At 61.9% G+C, this 15,885-nt stretch carries 18 protein-coding genes; 12 read left to right on the plus strand and 6 right to left on the minus strand.

The window, feature by feature from the left end; translation table 11 throughout:
- Window positions 1-147: 147 nt before the first annotated feature.
- The 4 genes from ACP7C6_RS16780 to pilG are packed head-to-tail and all read right to left on the minus strand — an operon-like array spanning window position 148 to window position 3,552.
- Window positions 148-2,199, minus strand: a complete 2,052-nt coding sequence (locus ACP7C6_RS16780) for a methyl-accepting chemotaxis protein (protein WP_028618295.1) — start codon at window positions 2,197-2,199, stop codon at window positions 148-150.
- Window positions 2,196-2,720: a chemotaxis protein CheW gene (locus ACP7C6_RS16785; RefSeq protein ID WP_028618296.1), complete on the minus strand. Its 525-nt coding sequence runs from the start codon at window positions 2,718-2,720 to the stop codon at window positions 2,196-2,198. Before ACP7C6_RS16785 ends, ACP7C6_RS16780 begins: the two co-directional genes overlap by 4 nt.
- A 12-nt stretch (window positions 2,721-2,732) precedes the next feature.
- Window positions 2,733-3,098, minus strand: a complete 366-nt coding sequence (gene pilH, locus ACP7C6_RS16790) for a twitching motility response regulator PilH (protein ID WP_014720320.1) — start codon at window positions 3,096-3,098, stop codon at window positions 2,733-2,735.
- 46 nt (window positions 3,099-3,144) lie between these two features.
- Complete coding sequence (gene pilG, locus ACP7C6_RS16795; RefSeq protein ID WP_010564379.1) at window positions 3,145-3,552, minus strand: twitching motility response regulator PilG; 408 nt, start codon at window positions 3,550-3,552, stop codon at window positions 3,145-3,147.
- A gap of 239 nt (window positions 3,553-3,791) precedes the next feature.
- On the opposite strand from pilG, the gene gshB reads away from it, so the two are divergent.
- The 7 genes from gshB (at window position 3,792) to ACP7C6_RS16830 (ending at window position 9,781) form a co-directional block, all read left to right on the plus strand.
- Window positions 3,792-4,745, plus strand: coding sequence for a glutathione synthase (gshB, locus tag ACP7C6_RS16800; RefSeq protein WP_028618297.1), 954 nt, complete (start codon window positions 3,792-3,794; stop codon window positions 4,743-4,745).
- Window positions 4,746-4,822: 77 nt separating this feature from the next.
- A complete protein-coding gene (locus tag ACP7C6_RS16805) occupies window positions 4,823-5,728 on the plus strand; it encodes an energy transducer TonB (protein ID WP_028618298.1) in 906 nt (301 codons plus the stop codon).
- Window positions 5,729-5,795: 67 nt separating this feature from the next.
- Entirely contained in the window at window positions 5,796-6,365 is a 570-nt protein-coding gene (locus tag ACP7C6_RS16810; protein ID WP_426109007.1) for a YqgE/AlgH family protein, read from the plus strand.
- Window positions 6,365-6,802 carry a Holliday junction resolvase RuvX gene (ruvX, locus tag ACP7C6_RS16815; RefSeq protein ID WP_003195067.1) on the plus strand — a complete coding sequence of 146 codons (438 nt, stop codon included), beginning with the start codon at window positions 6,365-6,367 and terminating at the stop codon, window positions 6,800-6,802. The genes ACP7C6_RS16810 and ruvX overlap by 1 nt, the downstream gene beginning before the upstream one ends.
- Before the next feature lie 175 nt (window positions 6,803-6,977).
- Window positions 6,978-7,484 carry a bifunctional pyr operon transcriptional regulator/uracil phosphoribosyltransferase PyrR gene (gene pyrR / locus ACP7C6_RS16820; protein ID WP_016976043.1) on the plus strand — a complete coding sequence of 169 codons (507 nt, stop codon included), beginning with the start codon at window positions 6,978-6,980 and terminating at the stop codon, window positions 7,482-7,484.
- A gap of 24 nt (window positions 7,485-7,508) precedes the next feature.
- A complete protein-coding gene (locus ACP7C6_RS16825; RefSeq protein ID WP_016976042.1) occupies window positions 7,509-8,513 on the plus strand; it encodes an aspartate carbamoyltransferase catalytic subunit in 1,005 nt (334 codons plus the stop codon).
- Window positions 8,510-9,781 carry a dihydroorotase gene (locus ACP7C6_RS16830; RefSeq protein WP_426109008.1) on the plus strand — a complete coding sequence of 424 codons (1,272 nt, stop codon included), beginning with the start codon at window positions 8,510-8,512 and terminating at the stop codon, window positions 9,779-9,781. Before ACP7C6_RS16825 ends, ACP7C6_RS16830 begins: the two co-directional genes overlap by 4 nt.
- Window positions 9,782-9,901: 120 nt before the next feature.
- Here ACP7C6_RS16830 and ACP7C6_RS16835 read toward each other — a convergent pair whose 3' ends face one another.
- The gene (locus ACP7C6_RS16835) at window positions 9,902-10,330 is read right to left on the minus strand and encodes an NINE protein (RefSeq protein WP_016976040.1); all 429 of its coding nucleotides are present in this window, start codon (window positions 10,328-10,330) and stop codon (window positions 9,902-9,904) included.
- 250 nt (window positions 10,331-10,580) lie between these two features.
- Here ACP7C6_RS16835 and ACP7C6_RS16840 point away from each other — a divergent pair, with 250 nt between their 5' ends.
- On the plus strand, window positions 10,581-11,222 hold the full coding sequence (locus ACP7C6_RS16840) for a C40 family peptidase (RefSeq protein WP_028618303.1): 642 nt from the start codon (window positions 10,581-10,583) through the stop codon (window positions 11,220-11,222).
- A 182-nt stretch (window positions 11,223-11,404) separates the two neighbouring features.
- Here ACP7C6_RS16840 and ACP7C6_RS16845 read toward each other — a convergent pair whose 3' ends face one another.
- On the minus strand, window positions 11,405-12,439 hold the full coding sequence (locus ACP7C6_RS16845) for a type IV pilus twitching motility protein PilT (protein WP_426109009.1): 1,035 nt from the start codon (window positions 12,437-12,439) through the stop codon (window positions 11,405-11,407).
- 57 nt (window positions 12,440-12,496) lie between these two features.
- Between ACP7C6_RS16845 and ACP7C6_RS16850 the strand changes: the two genes are divergently transcribed.
- The 4 genes from ACP7C6_RS16850 to metX all read left to right on the plus strand — a co-directional run bounded on the left by ACP7C6_RS16850 (window position 12,497) and on the right by metX (window position 15,883).
- A complete protein-coding gene (locus ACP7C6_RS16850; protein WP_028618305.1) occupies window positions 12,497-13,183 on the plus strand; it encodes a YggS family pyridoxal phosphate-dependent enzyme in 687 nt (228 codons plus the stop codon).
- A gap of 34 nt (window positions 13,184-13,217) precedes the next feature.
- Window positions 13,218-14,036 carry a pyrroline-5-carboxylate reductase gene (gene proC / locus ACP7C6_RS16855; protein ID WP_028618306.1) on the plus strand — a complete coding sequence of 273 codons (819 nt, stop codon included), beginning with the start codon at window positions 13,218-13,220 and terminating at the stop codon, window positions 14,034-14,036.
- Window positions 14,037-14,045: 9 nt separating this feature from the next.
- Window positions 14,046-14,636: a YggT family protein gene (locus ACP7C6_RS16860; protein WP_028618307.1), complete on the plus strand. Its 591-nt coding sequence runs from the start codon at window positions 14,046-14,048 to the stop codon at window positions 14,634-14,636.
- Between the two features lie 107 nt (window positions 14,637-14,743).
- On the plus strand, window positions 14,744-15,883 hold the full coding sequence (gene metX / locus ACP7C6_RS16865; RefSeq protein WP_028618308.1) for a homoserine O-succinyltransferase MetX: 1,140 nt from the start codon (window positions 14,744-14,746) through the stop codon (window positions 15,881-15,883).
- Window positions 15,884-15,885: the final 2 nt, after the last annotated feature.

Raw genomic sequence — 15,885 nt, forward strand, 5'->3', positions numbered from 1 at the left:
GTGGGTTGCTGGTGGTACGAGATCTCAAGACAGATAGAGATCAAATGTGGGAGGGGGCTTGCCCCCGATGGCGATGCATCAGTCAAAGATTGGGTGACTGACCCACTGCTATCGGGGGCAAGCCCCCTCCCACATTGACACTGCATTTCAATCGTCGACCTGCTTCGGTGGCGGCAAGGTGAAACCCGACACCGACCGGCGCAGTTGGCTGGCCATTTTTGCCAGGTTGCCGATGCTTTCGGCGGTGGCCGTCGACCCCGACGAGGTCTGGGTAGTGATCTGTTGGATCACGTTCATGGTCAGCGATATCTGCCCGGCCGATGAAGTCTGTTGCTGCGCTGCGTTGGAGATGCTCTGGATCAGCGCCGCCAGGGTCTTCGACACGCCTTCGATCTCTTCCAGCGCCACCCCGGCGTCCTGGGCCAGCCGCGCGCCGCGCACCACTTCGGTGGTGGTCTGCTCCATGGAGATGACCGCTTCGTTGGTGTCGGCTTGGATCGCCCGCACCAGCGTTTCGATCTGCCGGGTGGCCGCAGACGAACGTTCGGCCAGACGCTGCACTTCATCGGCCACCACCGCAAAGCCGCGCCCGGCGTCACCGGCCATGCTGGCCTGGATCGCGGCGTTGAGGGCGAGGATGTTGGTCTGGTCGGCAATGTCGTCGATCAGGCTGACGATATCGCCAATCTCCTGGGAAGATTCGCCAAGGCGCTTGATGCGCTTGGCGGTGTCCTGGATCTGTTCGCGAATGTTGTCCATGCCGTGGATGGTGTTATGCACCACCTCGTTGCCCTTGTTGGCGATTTCCACCGAGCGCTCTGCCACCGCCGAGGACTCGGCAGCGTTGGCCGAGACCTGGTCGATGGACTGGGCCATCTGGTTGATCGCGGTGGACGCCTCGGCGATCTGCTGGGCCTGGTGCTCCGAGGCCTGGGCCAAGTGCATCGCGGTGGCCTGGGTGTCCTGCACGGCACCGGCGACTTGCCCGGCGGTGAGGTTGATGGTGGCGACCAGGTCGCGCAATTGGTCAACGGAATAGTTGATGGAGTCGGCGATGGTGCCGGTGAAGTCTTCGGTCACCGAGGCGGTCACGGTGAGGTCGCCGTCGGCCAGGTCTTCGATTTCGTCCAGCAGGCGCATGATCGCATTCTGGTTGCGCTCGTTCTTCTCGGCGGTTTCGTGCAATTGGCGGTTGGTTTCGCGCACCATCACCAGGCCGATCAAAATGATCGAGGTCAGTGCGAGCAGGCCCAGGACATAGCCGCCGATGGTGTCAAAACTGCGCCCGCTGGCGAGGTTTTCGAACCCGGTGGCCAGGTGCGAGGCTTCATCGAGCAGGGTTTGCGACAGGTTGAAGATATTGCTCGCCGAGGCCCGCACCTGGAACAACTGTGGCGAGGTCTCGAGGATTTCATCCACGGAGCCGGAAACGAATTCGAACAGTTCGGCGATTTCCGCCAAACGCGCGCGGGCGTCGCGGTCTTCGACCTGGGTGATGCGCAAACCGGGGTTGCCCTGCAGCATGCCATTGAGCACTTGGCCGAAGCGGTTGGCGTCACGGCCAAAGGCATCGGCGGCCTGCACGGCGGTTTCGTCGCCGGCCAGCACGGTGTTCACCGCGCCAAGGATACGTTCGGCCAGCAGTGACTGGCGCTGGGCCACGGCCACCTGGCTCGCCGGGGCACCACGTTGCAGAAGTATATCGACGACCTTTTCCGATTCCATCTGCAGTTGCGGCACGGTTTCGGCCAGGGTCGCGGCCACTTGGTGCAACGACAGCACGGTCTGCTCGCTGGCGAGAATCGCGTCGGTGTTTTTCAGCAGCGCTTCCCAGTCGGTCTGCACCGCGCGCATTTCGGCACGCACCGCGCTTGGCGCGGCGGGCAGGCCGGTTTCCGGGTCACCTTTTTTCAGGAAGCCCCAGCGCTGGGCGAAGTCGTTGCGCGCATCGCCCAGCAACTTGAACGCCGCAGCCTTGCCGGCGGCGGCTTCGGTGGCGTTCTTGGCGATGCGCTGGGACAGCACGCGCAGCTCACCGGCGTGGCCGATGTACTGTTTGTCGTAGGTGGACTGGGTATTGAGGTACGCGAAGTTGGCGAACAGCAACATGATGAACACGATCAGTGCGATGAACAGCACGATGATCTGCGAGCGGCTGCGTGAGCCGGCCTGGGGTTTGAGTGCGGTAGCGGTGGTCATGCGGCAACATCCATGAAGCCAGGGGCCTGGGCCAGAGCAAAGGGGCTGAACACCTGCCACGACGGATCGCCGTCGAACCGGCCCTGGATAAACGATACGTCAGGCGTAGCGTTCGCCCGCCAGGCGTCTTGTGCGAAATGCTGCATCCCCACTACCTCGTCGACCAGCAGCCCGACAAACAAGTCGTTGAACTCCACCACCAGCACTCGCCGTTGCTTGCGCGCCTTGGACAACTCAAGGCCGAGGAACCCACCCAAGTCCATCACCGGCAACAGGCGCCCACGCAGGTTGGCCACGCCCTTGACCCAGGCCTTGACTCCGGGCATCAGCGTGCAACGCGGCTCATGCAGGACTTCGGCGACTTCGCCCATGGGCGCCACATACCAGTGCTGGCCCAGGCGAAAGCCAATCCCGCTCCAGCGTTGCAGGCGGGTTTCCTGGGACGGCAGGTCAGCGGCCAGCAGGCGGCAGCGGCGGTCGATGTCCAACAGCAGCTCGAAGGCGGTTTGCGACTCGGTCATGATGGCAAACCGTCAGCCGGCCAGCACCTTGTTCAGGGTGGCAATCAGGGTTTCTTCATCCACCGGCTTGGTCAGGTAATCCTTGGCGCCCTGGCGCGCGCCCCAGATCTTGTCGGTTTCCTGGTCCTTGGTGGTGATGATGATGATCGGGATGCCGTTGGTTTCCGGCTCCTTGGACAGCTGGCGGGTGGCCTGGAAGCCATTGAGGCCCGGCATCACGATGTCCATCAGCACGGCATCGGGTTTTTCCTGGCGGGCCAGGGCCACGCCGTCCGCGCCGTTTTCGGCCTTGAGGACCTGGTGGCCATGCTTTTCCAGCATGCCGGTCAGTTTGTACATTTCGGTCGGCGAATCGTCGACGATCAGAACACGTGCCATGGTTTTCCCCACTACATAAGTGGACGCCAGCCCTTGTGAGGCGGTGTCAGTGTGCTTGTTCTACTGCGGCGAACCCCGGCACGTAGGCCTTGATCGCGCCCAGCAGTTCTTCCTTGCTGAAAGGCTTGGTCAAAAACTGATCGACACCGACGATGCGCCCCTTGGCCTTGTCGAACAGGCCGTCCTTGGACGACAGCATGATCACCGGGATCGACTTGAACGCCGGGTTGTTCTTCACCAGCGCGCAGGTCTGATAGCCATCCAGGCGCGGCATCATGATGTCGACAAAAATAATATGCGGGTGATGATCAACAATCCGGGCCAGGGCATCGAAACCGTCGATGGCCGTGATGACATCGCACCCTACGTTCTTCAACAAGGTTTCAGCGGTGCGGCGGATCGTCTTCGAATCATCGATCACCATCACTCTCAAGGCGTTGGAATGCTGTTCCATATCTGCTCTGCCATCGCCACAGCGAATCGGTTTTCGGTGTGTACTGCCTGATGTTGCACAGGATGAGCGCCGCAAGCCTTGGAATTCAAGGGCTGCTGCGCCGTGGCAGTCTTTTTAGCACAGTCTCCGGGCGCAATCTATCGAGCAACCGGCCAGGTGGTTTTTCCTTGACCCACAACAGCCGCAGCGCCACTCTGACGCCACTTTTATGCGCCCTTATTTGCTAGAGGAAATCCCCCATGAGCGTTCGCGTCGGCATTGTCATGGACCCTATCGCCAGCATTTCCTATAAAAAGGACAGCTCGCTGGCCATGCTCCTGGCCGCCCAGGCCCGCGGCTGGACCCTGTTCTATATGGAACAGCGCGATCTTTACCAGGGCGACGGAGAAGCCCGCGCGCGCATGCGCCCGCTGCAGGTATTTGCCAACCCTGAAAAGTGGTTCGAATTGCAGGACGAAATCGACAGCCCGCTGAGCGATCTGGACGTGATCCTGATGCGCAAGGACCCGCCGTTCGACATGGAGTTCGTCTACTCCACCTACCTGCTGGAACAGGCCGAACGCGCTGGCGTGCTGATCGTCAACAAGCCGCAAAGCCTGCGCGACTGCAATGAAAAGCTGTTCGCCACCCTGTTCCCACAGTGCACGCCGCCGACCGTGGTCAGCCGCCGCGCCGATGTGCTGCGTGAATTCGCCGCCAAACATGGCGATGTGATCCTCAAGCCGCTGGACGGCATGGGCGGCACCTCGATCTTCCGTCACCGCGCAGGCGACCCGAACCTGTCAGTGATCCTGGAGACCCTGACCGCCCTGGGCACCCAGCAGATCATGGGCCAGGCCTACCTGCCGGCGATCAAGGACGGCGACAAGCGCATCCTGATGATCGACGGCGAGCCGGTGGATTACTGCCTGGCGCGCATCCCGGCAGCCGGCGAGACCCGCGGCAACCTGGCGGCCGGTGGGCGGGGTGAAGCCCGCCCGCTGTCGGACAAGGACCGTTGGATTGCCGCCCAGGTCGGCCCGACCCTGCGTGAAAAGGGCCTGCTGTTTGTCGGCCTGGACGTGATCGGCGAGAACCTGACTGAAATCAACGTCACCAGCCCGACCTGCATTCGCGAGATCGACAACGCATTTGGCACGAACATCGGCGAAATGTTGATGGCCGCCATTGAGCGCAAGCTACAAGCCAAGTGACATAGAACAGCCGGACACGCACCAACATTGCGCTATCATGCCCCACCTGTGAAACGCGCGATGTTGGTTTTTTTGTCATGACACTCCCGTCCGACCTGCCCCCCGAACTCTCCCCCAGCGGCGTGCGCCCGGCTGATCGGCTCGGATTTACCCTGTTCCTGGCCGCGTTGATTCACCTTGCCCTGATCCTCGGCGTGGGTTTCACCATGGTCGAACCCAAGCAGATCAGCAAAACCCTGGAAATCACCCTGGCCACGTTCAAGAGCGAAAAGAAGCCCGAGAAGGCTGACTTCCTCGCCCAGGACAATCAGCAAGGCAGCGGCACCCTCGATAAGAAAGCCGTGCCCAAGACCACCGAAGTGGCGCCGTTCCAGGACAACAAGGTGAATAAAGTCACCCCGCCGCCGGTGCCCAAGCCCGAGGTCAAGCAGGCCGCGCCCAAGGCTGCGGTGACCACCGTCGCGCCCAAGCCGCAAAAAGCCCCGACCCAGCGCGAAAAGACCAAGACCGAACCCACGCCCGAGCCCGTAAAGCCAGCGCCGACCTTCGACAGCTCGACCCTGTCCGACGAAATCTCCAGCCTCGAAGCCGAACTGGCAAACGAACAACAGTTGTACGCCAAGCGCCCACGCATCTATAGGCTCAACGCCGCCTCGACCATGCGCGACAAAGGTGCCTGGTACAAAGATGAGTGGCGCAAGAAGGTCGAGCGTATCGGCAACCTCAACTACCCGGAAGAAGCCAGGCGCCAGCAGATTTACGGCAATTTGCGTCTATTGGTTTCAATCAACCGCGACGGCACGTTGTATGAAGTGCAGGTGCTGGAGTCGTCCGGCCAGCCGCTGCTGGACCAGGCCGCCCAGCGCATCGTGCGCCTGGCCGCGCCTTTCGCGCCGTTCAGCGGTGATTTGAACGACGTCGACCGCCTGGAAATCATCCGCACCTGGAAGTTCGCCAAGGGCGATCGGTTGTCGAGCAATTGATGACAATTGCCACCTGTGGCACATCACCAGCTTGTCAGTTCGCCCCTCCACCGCCACACTATCGAACATGAAAAACGTCAGCCCGACCTACCTCAAGCATCAATTCCTGATCGCCATGCCCCATATGGCCGACCCGAACTTTGCGCAGACCTTGACCTACATCGTCGAGCACACGGCCAATGGTGCCATGGGGTTGGTGGTCAACCGCCCGCAAGAGCTGAACCTGGCGGATATCCTTGAGCAACTGCGCCCGGAAGTCGATCCGCCCACGCGTTGCCAGGGCGTGCCGATCTACATCGGCGGGCCGGTGCAGACCGATCGCGGTTTTGTGCTGCACCCGACCGGGCCAAAGTTCCAGGCCACGGTCGACCTGGAAGGTGTGTCACTGTCCACCTCCCAGGACGTGTTGTTCGCCATCGCCGACGGTGTGGGTCCCGAGCAAAGCGTGATCACCCTCGGTTACGCGGGCTGGGAAGCCGGCCAGTTGGAGGCTGAACTCGCCAGCAACGCCTGGCTGACCTGCTCCTTCGACGCCGACATCCTGTTCAACACGCCCAGCGAACTGCGCCTGGAAGCGGCTGCCGCCAAACTGCGGGTCAACCTCAGCCTGTTGACCAGCCAGGCGGGGCACGCCTGATGGCTTTGCGACTGATCCTGGGTTTTGACTACGGCACCAAACAGATCGGCGTCGCCGTCGGCCAGGTCATCACCGGCCAGGCCCGCGAGTTGTGCACGTTGAAAGCCCAGAACGGCGTGCCGGACTGGAACCAGGTCGAAGCCCTCATTAAAGAGTGGAAGCCCGATGCGGTCGTGGTCGGCCTGCCGTTGAACATGGACGGCACCCCCAGCGACATGTGCCTGCGCGCCGAAAAATTCGCCCGCCGCCTCAATGGCCGCTACAACCTGCCCTTCTATACCCACGATGAACGCCTCACCACCTTTGAAGCCAAGGGTGAGCGCCGTGACCGTGGCGGGCAAAAGGGCAGCTACCGCGACAACCCCGTGGACGCCATCGCCGCCGCCCTGTTGTTGCAGGGATGGTTGGATGAAAACACTGCTTTATTTGAATCCTGAATTGCCGCATTGCTTTTTGTAGGAGCGAGCTTGCTCGCGAAAAACGTCAACGATTACGCACGCATCCAGTGATGCACGCGGCGCCTGTGAGTTCTTCGCGAGCAAGCTCGCTCCTACAGTGTCTTTTACGTTTGAGCCCGGACCTTGCCTGCGCCAAGGTCCTGAAGGAGCCTGCATGAGCCTGCCGAACCCCGCCGAACTGATCAGCCAGATGGCCACAAGCCTCACGGCCCATCTGCAACACCGCAACATCAGCGAGCCGCGCTTCATCGGCATTCGCACCGGTGGTGTGTGGGTGGCCCAGGCATTGCTGGAAGCACTGGGCAGCGACTCGCCCCTCGGCACGCTCGACGTGTCCTTCTACCGTGACGACTTCAGCCAGAACGGCCTGCATCCACAAGTGCGCCCGTCGGCCCTGCCTTTCGAGATCGAAGGCCAGCACCTGGTGCTGATCGACGATGTGCTGATGAGCGGCCGCACCATCCGCGCCGCCATGAACGAACTGTTCGACTACGGCCGCCCGGCCAGCGTGACCCTGGTGTGCCTGCTCGACCTGGATGCCGGCGAACTGCCGATCAGCCCGGATGTGGTCGGCGCCACACTGTCGCTGCAAGCCCACCAACGGGTAAAATTGTCCGGTCCCACGCCGCTCGAACTCGAACTGCAAGACCTCGCCCTTTAAACCGCCTTGTAAAGAGTCCCCGCGATGACGCCTCTCGATGCCAAGCGCCCGCTGCAGCTCAATGCTCAGGGCCAGTTGCAACACTTCTTGTCCCTCGACGGTTTGCCCCGCGAACTGCTCACCGAAATCCTCGACACCGCCGACTCGTTCCTTGAAGTCGGTGGCCGCGCGGTGAAGAAGGTCCCGCTGCTGCGCGGCAAGACCATCTGCAATGTGTTCTTCGAGAACTCCACGCGCACCCGCACCACCTTTGAACTGGCGGCCCAGCGGCTGTCGGCCGACGTGATCACGCTGAACGTGTCCACCTCATCGGCAAGCAAGGGCGAAACCCTGCTCGACACCCTGCGCAACCTGGAGGCCATGGCCGCCGACATGTTCGTGGTGCGCCACGGCGACTCCGGTGCCGCGCACTTCATCGCCGAACACGTGTGCCCGCAGGTGGCGATCATCAACGGCGGCGACGGCCGTCACGCCCACCCGACCCAGGGCATGCTCGACATGCTCACCATCCGTCGGCACAAGGGCAGCTTTGAAAACCTCTCGGTGGCCATTGTCGGCGACATCCTGCACTCGCGGGTTGCACGCTCGAACATGCTGGCCCTCAAAGCCCTGGGTTGCCCGGATATCCGCGTGATCGCCCCGAAAACCCTGCTGCCGATCGGCATCGAGCAGTACGGCGTAAAGGTCTATACCGACATGGCCGCAGGCCTCAAGGATGTGGACGTGGTGATCATGCTGCGCCTGCAACGCGAGCGCATGGCCGGTGGCCTGCTGCCGAGCGAAGGCGAGTTCTACCGCCTGTTCGGCCTGACCACCGCACGCCTGGCCGGCGCCAAGCCGGATGCCATCGTGATGCACCCAGGCCCGATCAACCGTGGGGTGGAGATTGAGTCGGCGGTGGCCGACGGCCCTCAGTCGGTGATCCTGAACCAGGTCACCTACGGCATCGCCGTCCGCATGGCCGTGCTGTCCATGGCCATGAGCGGGCAAACCGCGCAACGTCAATTCGAGCAGGAGAACGCCCAGTGAAGCTCAGCATTCTTGGCGCTCGCGTTATCGATCCGGCCAGTGGCCTGGATCAAGTTACTGATCTGCACTTGGAAGCCGGCAAGCTCATCGCCATCGGCGCCGCCCCTGCGGGTTTCAGCGCGACTGAAACCATCAACGCCAAAGGCTTGGTGGCCGCGCCTGGCCTGGTCGACCTGAACGTCGCCCTGCGCGAGCCGGGTTACAGCCGCAAGGGCAACATCATCAGCGAAACACGCGCCGCCGCTGCCGGTGGCGTGACCAGCCTGTGCTGCCCGCCCCACACCAAGCCGATCCTCGACACCTCGGCCGTGACCGAGCTGATCCTCGACCGCGCCCGCGAAGCCGGCAATTGCAAGGTGTTCCCTATCGGCGCCCTGAGCAAAGGCCTGGAAGGCGAACAACTCGCCGAACTGATCGCCCTGCGCGACGCCGGTTGCGTAGCGTTCGGCAATGGCCTGGAAAGCTTCCGCAGCACCCGCACGCTGCTGCGCGCGCTGGAATACGCGGCCACCTTCGACCTGACGGTGATCTTCCATTCCCAGGACCGCGACCTGGCCGAAGGCGGCCTGGCCCATGAAGGCGCCGTGGCCAGCTTCCTCGGTTTGCCGGGCATTCCGGAAACCGCCGAGACCGTGGCCCTGGCCCGTGACCTGCTGCTGGTGGAACAAAGCGGCGTGCGCGCGCACTTCAGCCAGTTGACCAGCGCTCGCGGCGTGGCCTTGATCGCCCAGGCCCAGGCCCGTGGCTTGCCGGTGACGGCGGATGTGGCGCTGTATCAGCTGATTCTGACGGATGAAGCGCTGATCGACTTCTCCAGCCTGTACCACGTGCAGCCGCCGCTGCGCACCCTGGCCGACCGTGAAGGTTTGCGTGCGGCGATCAAGTCCGGCGTGGTCTCGGCGATTTCCAGCCATCACCAGCCCCATGAGCGGGATGCCAAGCTGGCACCGTTCGGCGCGACAGAGCCGGGTATCAGCAGTGTTGAACTGTTGCTGCCGTTGGCGATGACGTTGGTGGAGGATGGGTTGCTGGACTTGCCGACGCTGCTGGCACGCCTGAGCAGCGGCCCGGCAGAGGCCTTGCGCCTGCCGGCGGGCAAGTTGGCGGTGGGTTCGGCGGCAGACCTGGTGCTGTTCGACCCGGCCAGCTCCACAGTTGCCGGGGAGCAGTGGCTGTCCAAGGGTGAAAACTGCCCGTTCATCGGCCATAGCCTGCCGGCGACGGTGCGTTACACCCTGGTTGACGGACGCATCAGCTACCAGGCTTGACGCTACCCAACACTGTAGGAGCGAGCTTGCTCGCGAAGAACGGACAGGCAGCGCGGACTACCTGAGAGCGCTGCGTTTTCGTTAACGTTCTTCGCGAGCAAGCTCGCTCCTACAGGTTATTTACCGCCCGGAATTGCGTTCGGCATTGCGGATCGAAATCTGCGTATTCAATGTCCAGAAGTCATACAGCACCCCCACCAGGAACAAGCCGCCGGTCAGCAGGTAGATCAGGCCGGTGATCCATTTGCCCTGATACATGCGGTGCACGCCAAATACCCCCAGAAACGCCAACAGTATCCAGGCCACGTTGTATTCGATGGGCCCGGCGGTAAAACGCAGGTCCGCTTCACGGTCCATGGCCGGGATCAGGAACAGGTCGATCAACCAGCCAATACCCAACAGACCGAAGGTGAAAAACCAGATCGTGCCGGTGACGGGTTTGCCGTAATAGAAGCGATGCGCCCCGGTAAAACCGAAAATCCACAGCAGGTAACCGATCACCTTACTGTGGGTGTCTTGCTGTGGACCAATCTGCTGATAGGTGTTCATCGCGTACCTCTTTTGCCTCGATAGATAAATTTTTTCATTTTCTTTGTGACTTTTTTACAGGCGCCCGACGTACGGCAAATGGTATCTTCCCTGCCCTGAAAGCCTTATGCCACCTGACTTGTGTAGGACAATTGCGGCGAATCGTCGCGTTTTTCCTGATTTTGACGTCAAGGTTCAGTCGACAAACGGCCTGAGAACGACACAAAAAGCTGTTATAAAGTTGCGCGCAAACCCACAAGAGCCACGCCTAATGCGACCATTTTTCAAGACATGGCTAACCATTTGCCTATTAATGCCACTGGCCGCCCACGCCACCAATCGTGAGCAACGACTTCCTAACGTTAACGGTTTCACCCCTAAAGTCCACAGCACGCCAAGCACCGCCAAGTCGGTCAAGCTGACCGTCAACCGCCCGACTCAACTGAGCAAGGCCCATAACGGTAAAGCAGTTCCGGGCCTGGTTGGCGTCAACACCAAGCAGAGCAGCACCGTCCTCAGCCGCGCCGTCAACGTGCTCGGTACTCCTTATCGTTGGGGCGGCAGCAGCCCAAGTAAAGGGTTCGACTGCAGTGGTTTGGTGAAATATGCGTTTAACGACGTAGCCGCCGTGGATTTGCCGCGCACCTCCAACGCCATGGCCGCCGGCCACGGGCAGAAGGTCGATCGCAAGGACCTGAAACCCGGTGACCTGCTGTTCTTCAAACTGAAGAGCCGCCAGGTGAACCACGTTGCCATCTACCTGGGCAATGACCGCTTCATCCACGCACCGCGCCGTGGCAAGTCGGTGAGCATCGACACGCTGAAGAAGCCGTTTTGGGACAAGAACTACGTGATTGCCAAGCGCGTACTCCCAAAAGAGCAGAACAACAATCTGCGAGTCGTGCAGCGCTAAGCCGGCGTCAAAGCTATGGGCGGCTTGTTGTGGTGAGCGGGCTTGCCCCGCGCTGGGGCGCGCAGCGGCCCCAATAAGGCCACCGTATTTCCACAGGTACAACTCGTCGCCTGGTTTTGGGGCGGCTTCGCCACCCAGCGCGGGGCAAGCCTGCTCTCCACAAAAACCAGCTCCGACTTGCTTCATATGTCTGCTGGCACCCTCGCTTTCTCCCGCGCCTCTTCCCGGCTGATCACCCCCTCTCCGACCAACCCCTTCAAGCTCATATCCAGCGTCTTCATCCCCAACGCCCCACCGGTCTGTATCGCTGAAACCATCTGCGCCACCTTGTCCTCCCGGATCAAGTTCCGAATGGCCGGCGTGCCCAGCATGATTTCATGGGCCGCCACGCGTCCGCCGCCGATCTTCTTTACCAGCACTTGGGACACCACCGCCTGCAACGACTCCGATAACATCGAGCGGACCATGGCCTTTTCCCCAGCCGGAAACACGTCCACCAGCCGGTCTACGGTCTTTGCCGCTGAACTGGTGTGCAGGGTGCCAAACACCAGGTGCCCGGTCTCAGCCGCCGTCAGCGCCAGGCGGATAGTTTCCAGGTCACGCAGTTCGCCCACCAGGATCACGTCCGGGTCTTCCCGCAGCGCCGAGCGCAGGGCGGTGGAAAAACAATGGGTGTCGCGATGCACCTGGCGCTGATTGATCAACGCCATTTTCGGCGTGTGGATAAATTCGATGGGGTCTTCAAGGGTGAGGATGTGATGGCGCCGATGCTGATTGAGGAAATCGATCATCGCCGCCAGAGTCGTAGACTTGCCTGAGCCGGTCGGGCCGGTAACCAGAACCAGGCCCCGTGGCAGTTGGGCGATACGCCGGAACACTTCGCCAAGGCCAAGACCTTCCAGGCTCTTGACCTCAGACGGGATGGTGCGAAACGCCGCACTCATGCCGCGATCCTGCCGGAACACATTGGCCCGGAACCGCGCCACGCCGGGCAGTTCGAAGGCAAAGTCTGTTTCAAGAGATGTTTCGAAATCCTTTTGTTGGTGCTGATTGAGCAAAGGCCTCAGTAAGTCCGCTACTTGCGTAGGTGAAAGCACCGGCCCATTCAGCGGCCAGACCTCGCCATCCACGCGTAACATCGGCGCCAGGCCGGCAGACAAATGCAGGTCGGACGCACCGCGGCGCACGCTGGCCGTGAGTAATTCAGTGATATCCATAGGGCTTTCCATTTCCAGTAGAATGCCGCGGACTCCATATCCACGGGCGCATCTTGAATGTCGACGATAGCAGACAACATCGGCCAGGTTAGCCAGCGCATCCGCGCCGCAGCCGACGCCGTGCAACGTGACGCAAGCAGCATCCACCTGCTGGCCGTGAGCAAGACCAAACCCGCGCAAGCCGTGCGCGAAGCCTATGCCGCCGGGATGCGCGACTTTGGCGAGAACTATCTGCAAGAAGCCCTGGGCAAACAGGCCGAATTAACCGACCTGCCCTTGAGTTGGCACTTCATCGGCCCCATTCAATCGAACAAGACGCGCGCTATCGCCGAGAACTTCGCTTGGGTGCATTCCGTGGACCGCTTGAAAATCGCTCAACGCTTGTCCGAACAACGCCCGGCCGACCTGCCACCGCTGAACATCTGCATTCAGGTCAATGTCAGTGGCGAAGCCAGTAAGTCCGGCTGTACGCCCGCCGACCTGCCGGCCCTGGCCGACGCCATCAGCGCCCTGCCGCGCTTGAAGCTGCGTGGCCTGATGGCGATTCCGGAGCCGACTGAAGATCGGACCGCGCAAGACGCAGCGTTCGCCGCTGTACGCGACCTGCAAAACAGCCTGAACCTGCCACTGGACACACTTTCCATGGGCATGAGCCACGACCTTGAGTCGGCCATCGCCCAAGGCGCCACCTGGGTGCGGATTGGTACCGCCCTATTTGGCGCCCGCGACTACGGCCAGCCATGAACATGGCTGACTTCCCTCTGAGTAAGGACCTGTCATGAGCAACACGCGTATTGCCTTTATCGGCGCCGGTAACATGGCGGCCAGCCTGATCGGTGGCCTGCGGGCCAAGGGCCTGGACGCCGCGCAGATTCGCGCCAGCGACCCGGGCGCCGACACCCGTGCCCGCGTCAGTGCCGAGCACGGCATTGAAACCTTTGCCGACAACGCCGAGGCCATCCAGGGCGTCGATGTCATCGTGTTGGCCGTTAAGCCGCAGGCCATGAAAGCCGTGTGCGAAAGCCTGCGTCCGAGCCTGCAACCGCATCAACTGGTGGTGTCCATCGCTGCCGGTATCACCTGCGCCAGCATGAACACCTGGCTCGGTGCCCAGCCAATAGTGCGCTGCATGCCCAATACCCCGGCACTGGTCAGCCAAGGCGTGAGTGGGCTGTACGCCACCGCCGAAGTGAGCGCCGAACAACGTGACCAGGCGCAAGAGCTGCTGTCTGCCGTGGGCCTCGCCCTGTGGCTGGAGCAGGAGCAGCAACTGGACGCGGTCACCGCCGTGTCCGGCAGCGGCCCGGCGTACTTCTTTCTGCTGATCGAGGCCATGACCGCCGCCGGCGTGAAACTGGGCCTGTCCAAGGAGGTTGCCGAGCAACTGGCCGAGCAGACTGCCTTGGGCGCCGCGCATATGGCCGTGGCCAGCGATGTGGACGCCGCCGAATTGCGCCGTCGCGTGACCTCGCCAGGCGGTACTACGCAGGCGGCCATCGAGTCGTTCCAGGCCGGGGGCTTTGAAGCCCTGGTAGAAAAAGCATTGGGTGCCGCTGCGCACCGCTCGGCGGAACTTGCCGAACAACTGGGCAAATAAGGAGCCAACATGATTGGTTTGAACACCGCAGCCGTCTACGTGCTGCAAACCCTCGGCAGCCTGTACCTGCTGATCGTGCTGTTGCGCTTCGTGCTGCAACTGGTGCGCGCGAACTTCTACAACCCGCTCTGCCAGTTCATCGTCAAGGCCACCCAGCCACTGCTCAAGCCGTTGCGTCGGATCATCCCAAGCCTGTTCGGCCTGGACATGTCGTCGCTGGTCCTGGCGATCCTGGTACAGCTGGCCTTGATGGCGCTGACCTTGTTGCTGACCTATGGCACCACCGGCAATTTCGTCCAACTGCTGGTCTGGTCCATCATCGGCGTGACCGCGCTGTTCCTGAAGATCTTCTTCTTCGCCCTGATCATCAGCGTGATCCTGTCCTGGGTCGCCCCGGGCAGCCACAACCCTGGCGCCGAGCTGGTGAACCAGATCTGCGAACCGGCCCTGGCGCCGTTCCGCCGCCTGCTGCCGAACCTGGGCGGCCTGGATATTTCGCCGATCCTGGCGTTCATGGTGCTCAAGTTGCTGGATATGCTGGTGATCAACAACCTGGCAGCCATGACCGGGATGCCAGAGATTCTGCGCCTGCTGATCTAACGCCCCCTGTAGGAGCCGGCTTGCCGGCTCCTACAGGGTCAGGGTTCGCTTGCCGCTAGGTGCAGCGGTCTTTAGACTTACGCCTCATTTAAACGAGAGCAGGGTCGATGCCAGCTGCCTTCCCCCCCGATTCTGTTGGACTGGTCGTGCCCCAAGTGGCGCACTTCAGCGAACCGTTGGCCCTGGCCTGCGGGCGTTCGCTGCCTGCCTATGACCTGATCTATGAAACCTACGGCCAACTGAATGCCACGGCGAGCAACGCCGTGCTGATCTGCCACGCCTTGTCCGGCCATCATCATGCCGCCGGTTTTCACTCGGTCGACGACCGCAAGCCCGGCTGGTGGGACAGTTGCATCGGCCCCGGCAAACCCATCGACACCAACAAGTTCTTCGTGGTCAGCCTGAACAACCTCGGCGGCTGCAACGGTTCCACCGGCCCGAGCAGTATCAACCCGGAAACCGGCAAGCCGTTCGGCGCCGATTTCCCGGTACTGACCGTGGAAGACTGGGTGCACAGCCAGGCCCGCCTCGCCGACTTGCTCAGCATCCAACAGTGGGCCGCCGTGATCGGTGGCAGCCTGGGCGGCATGCAGGCGCTGCAATGGACCATCACTTACCCGGACCGTGTGCGCCATTGCCTGGCCATCGCCTCGGCGCCCAAGTTGTCAGCGCAGAACATCGCCTTCAACGAAGTAGCGCGCCAGGCGATCCTCACCGACCCGGAGTTCCACGGCGGTTCGTTCCAGGAAGCCGGGGTGATCCCCAAGCGTGGCCTGATGCTGGCGCGGATGGTGGGGCATATTACCTACCTGTCCGATGACTCCATGGGCGAAAAATTCGGCCGTGGCCTCAAGAGCGAGAAGCTCAACTACGACTTCCACAGCGTCGAGTTCCAGGTGGAAAGCTACCTGCGTTATCAGGGTGAGGAGTTCTCCGGGCGTTTCGACGCCAACACCTACCTGCTGATGACCAAGGCTCTGGACTATTTCGACCCGGCGGCCAATCACGACGACGACCTGGCGAAAACCTTCGAAGGCGCCACGGCCAAGTTCTGCGTGATGTCGTTCACTACCGACTGGCGCTTCTCGCCGGCCCGCTCCCGTGAGCTGGTGGATGCGCTGATGGCCGCGCGCAAAGACGTTTGCTACCTGGAAATCGATGCGCCGCAAGGCCACGACGCCTTCCTGATTCCGATCCCGCGTTACTTGCAGGCGTTCGGCAATTACATGAACCGGATTACTGTGTGAGA

It is taken from the genome of Pseudomonas sp. TWR1-1-4, assembly GCF_049897165.1.
Classification (GTDB): Bacteria; Pseudomonadota; Gammaproteobacteria; order Pseudomonadales; family Pseudomonadaceae; genus Aquipseudomonas; species Aquipseudomonas canadensis.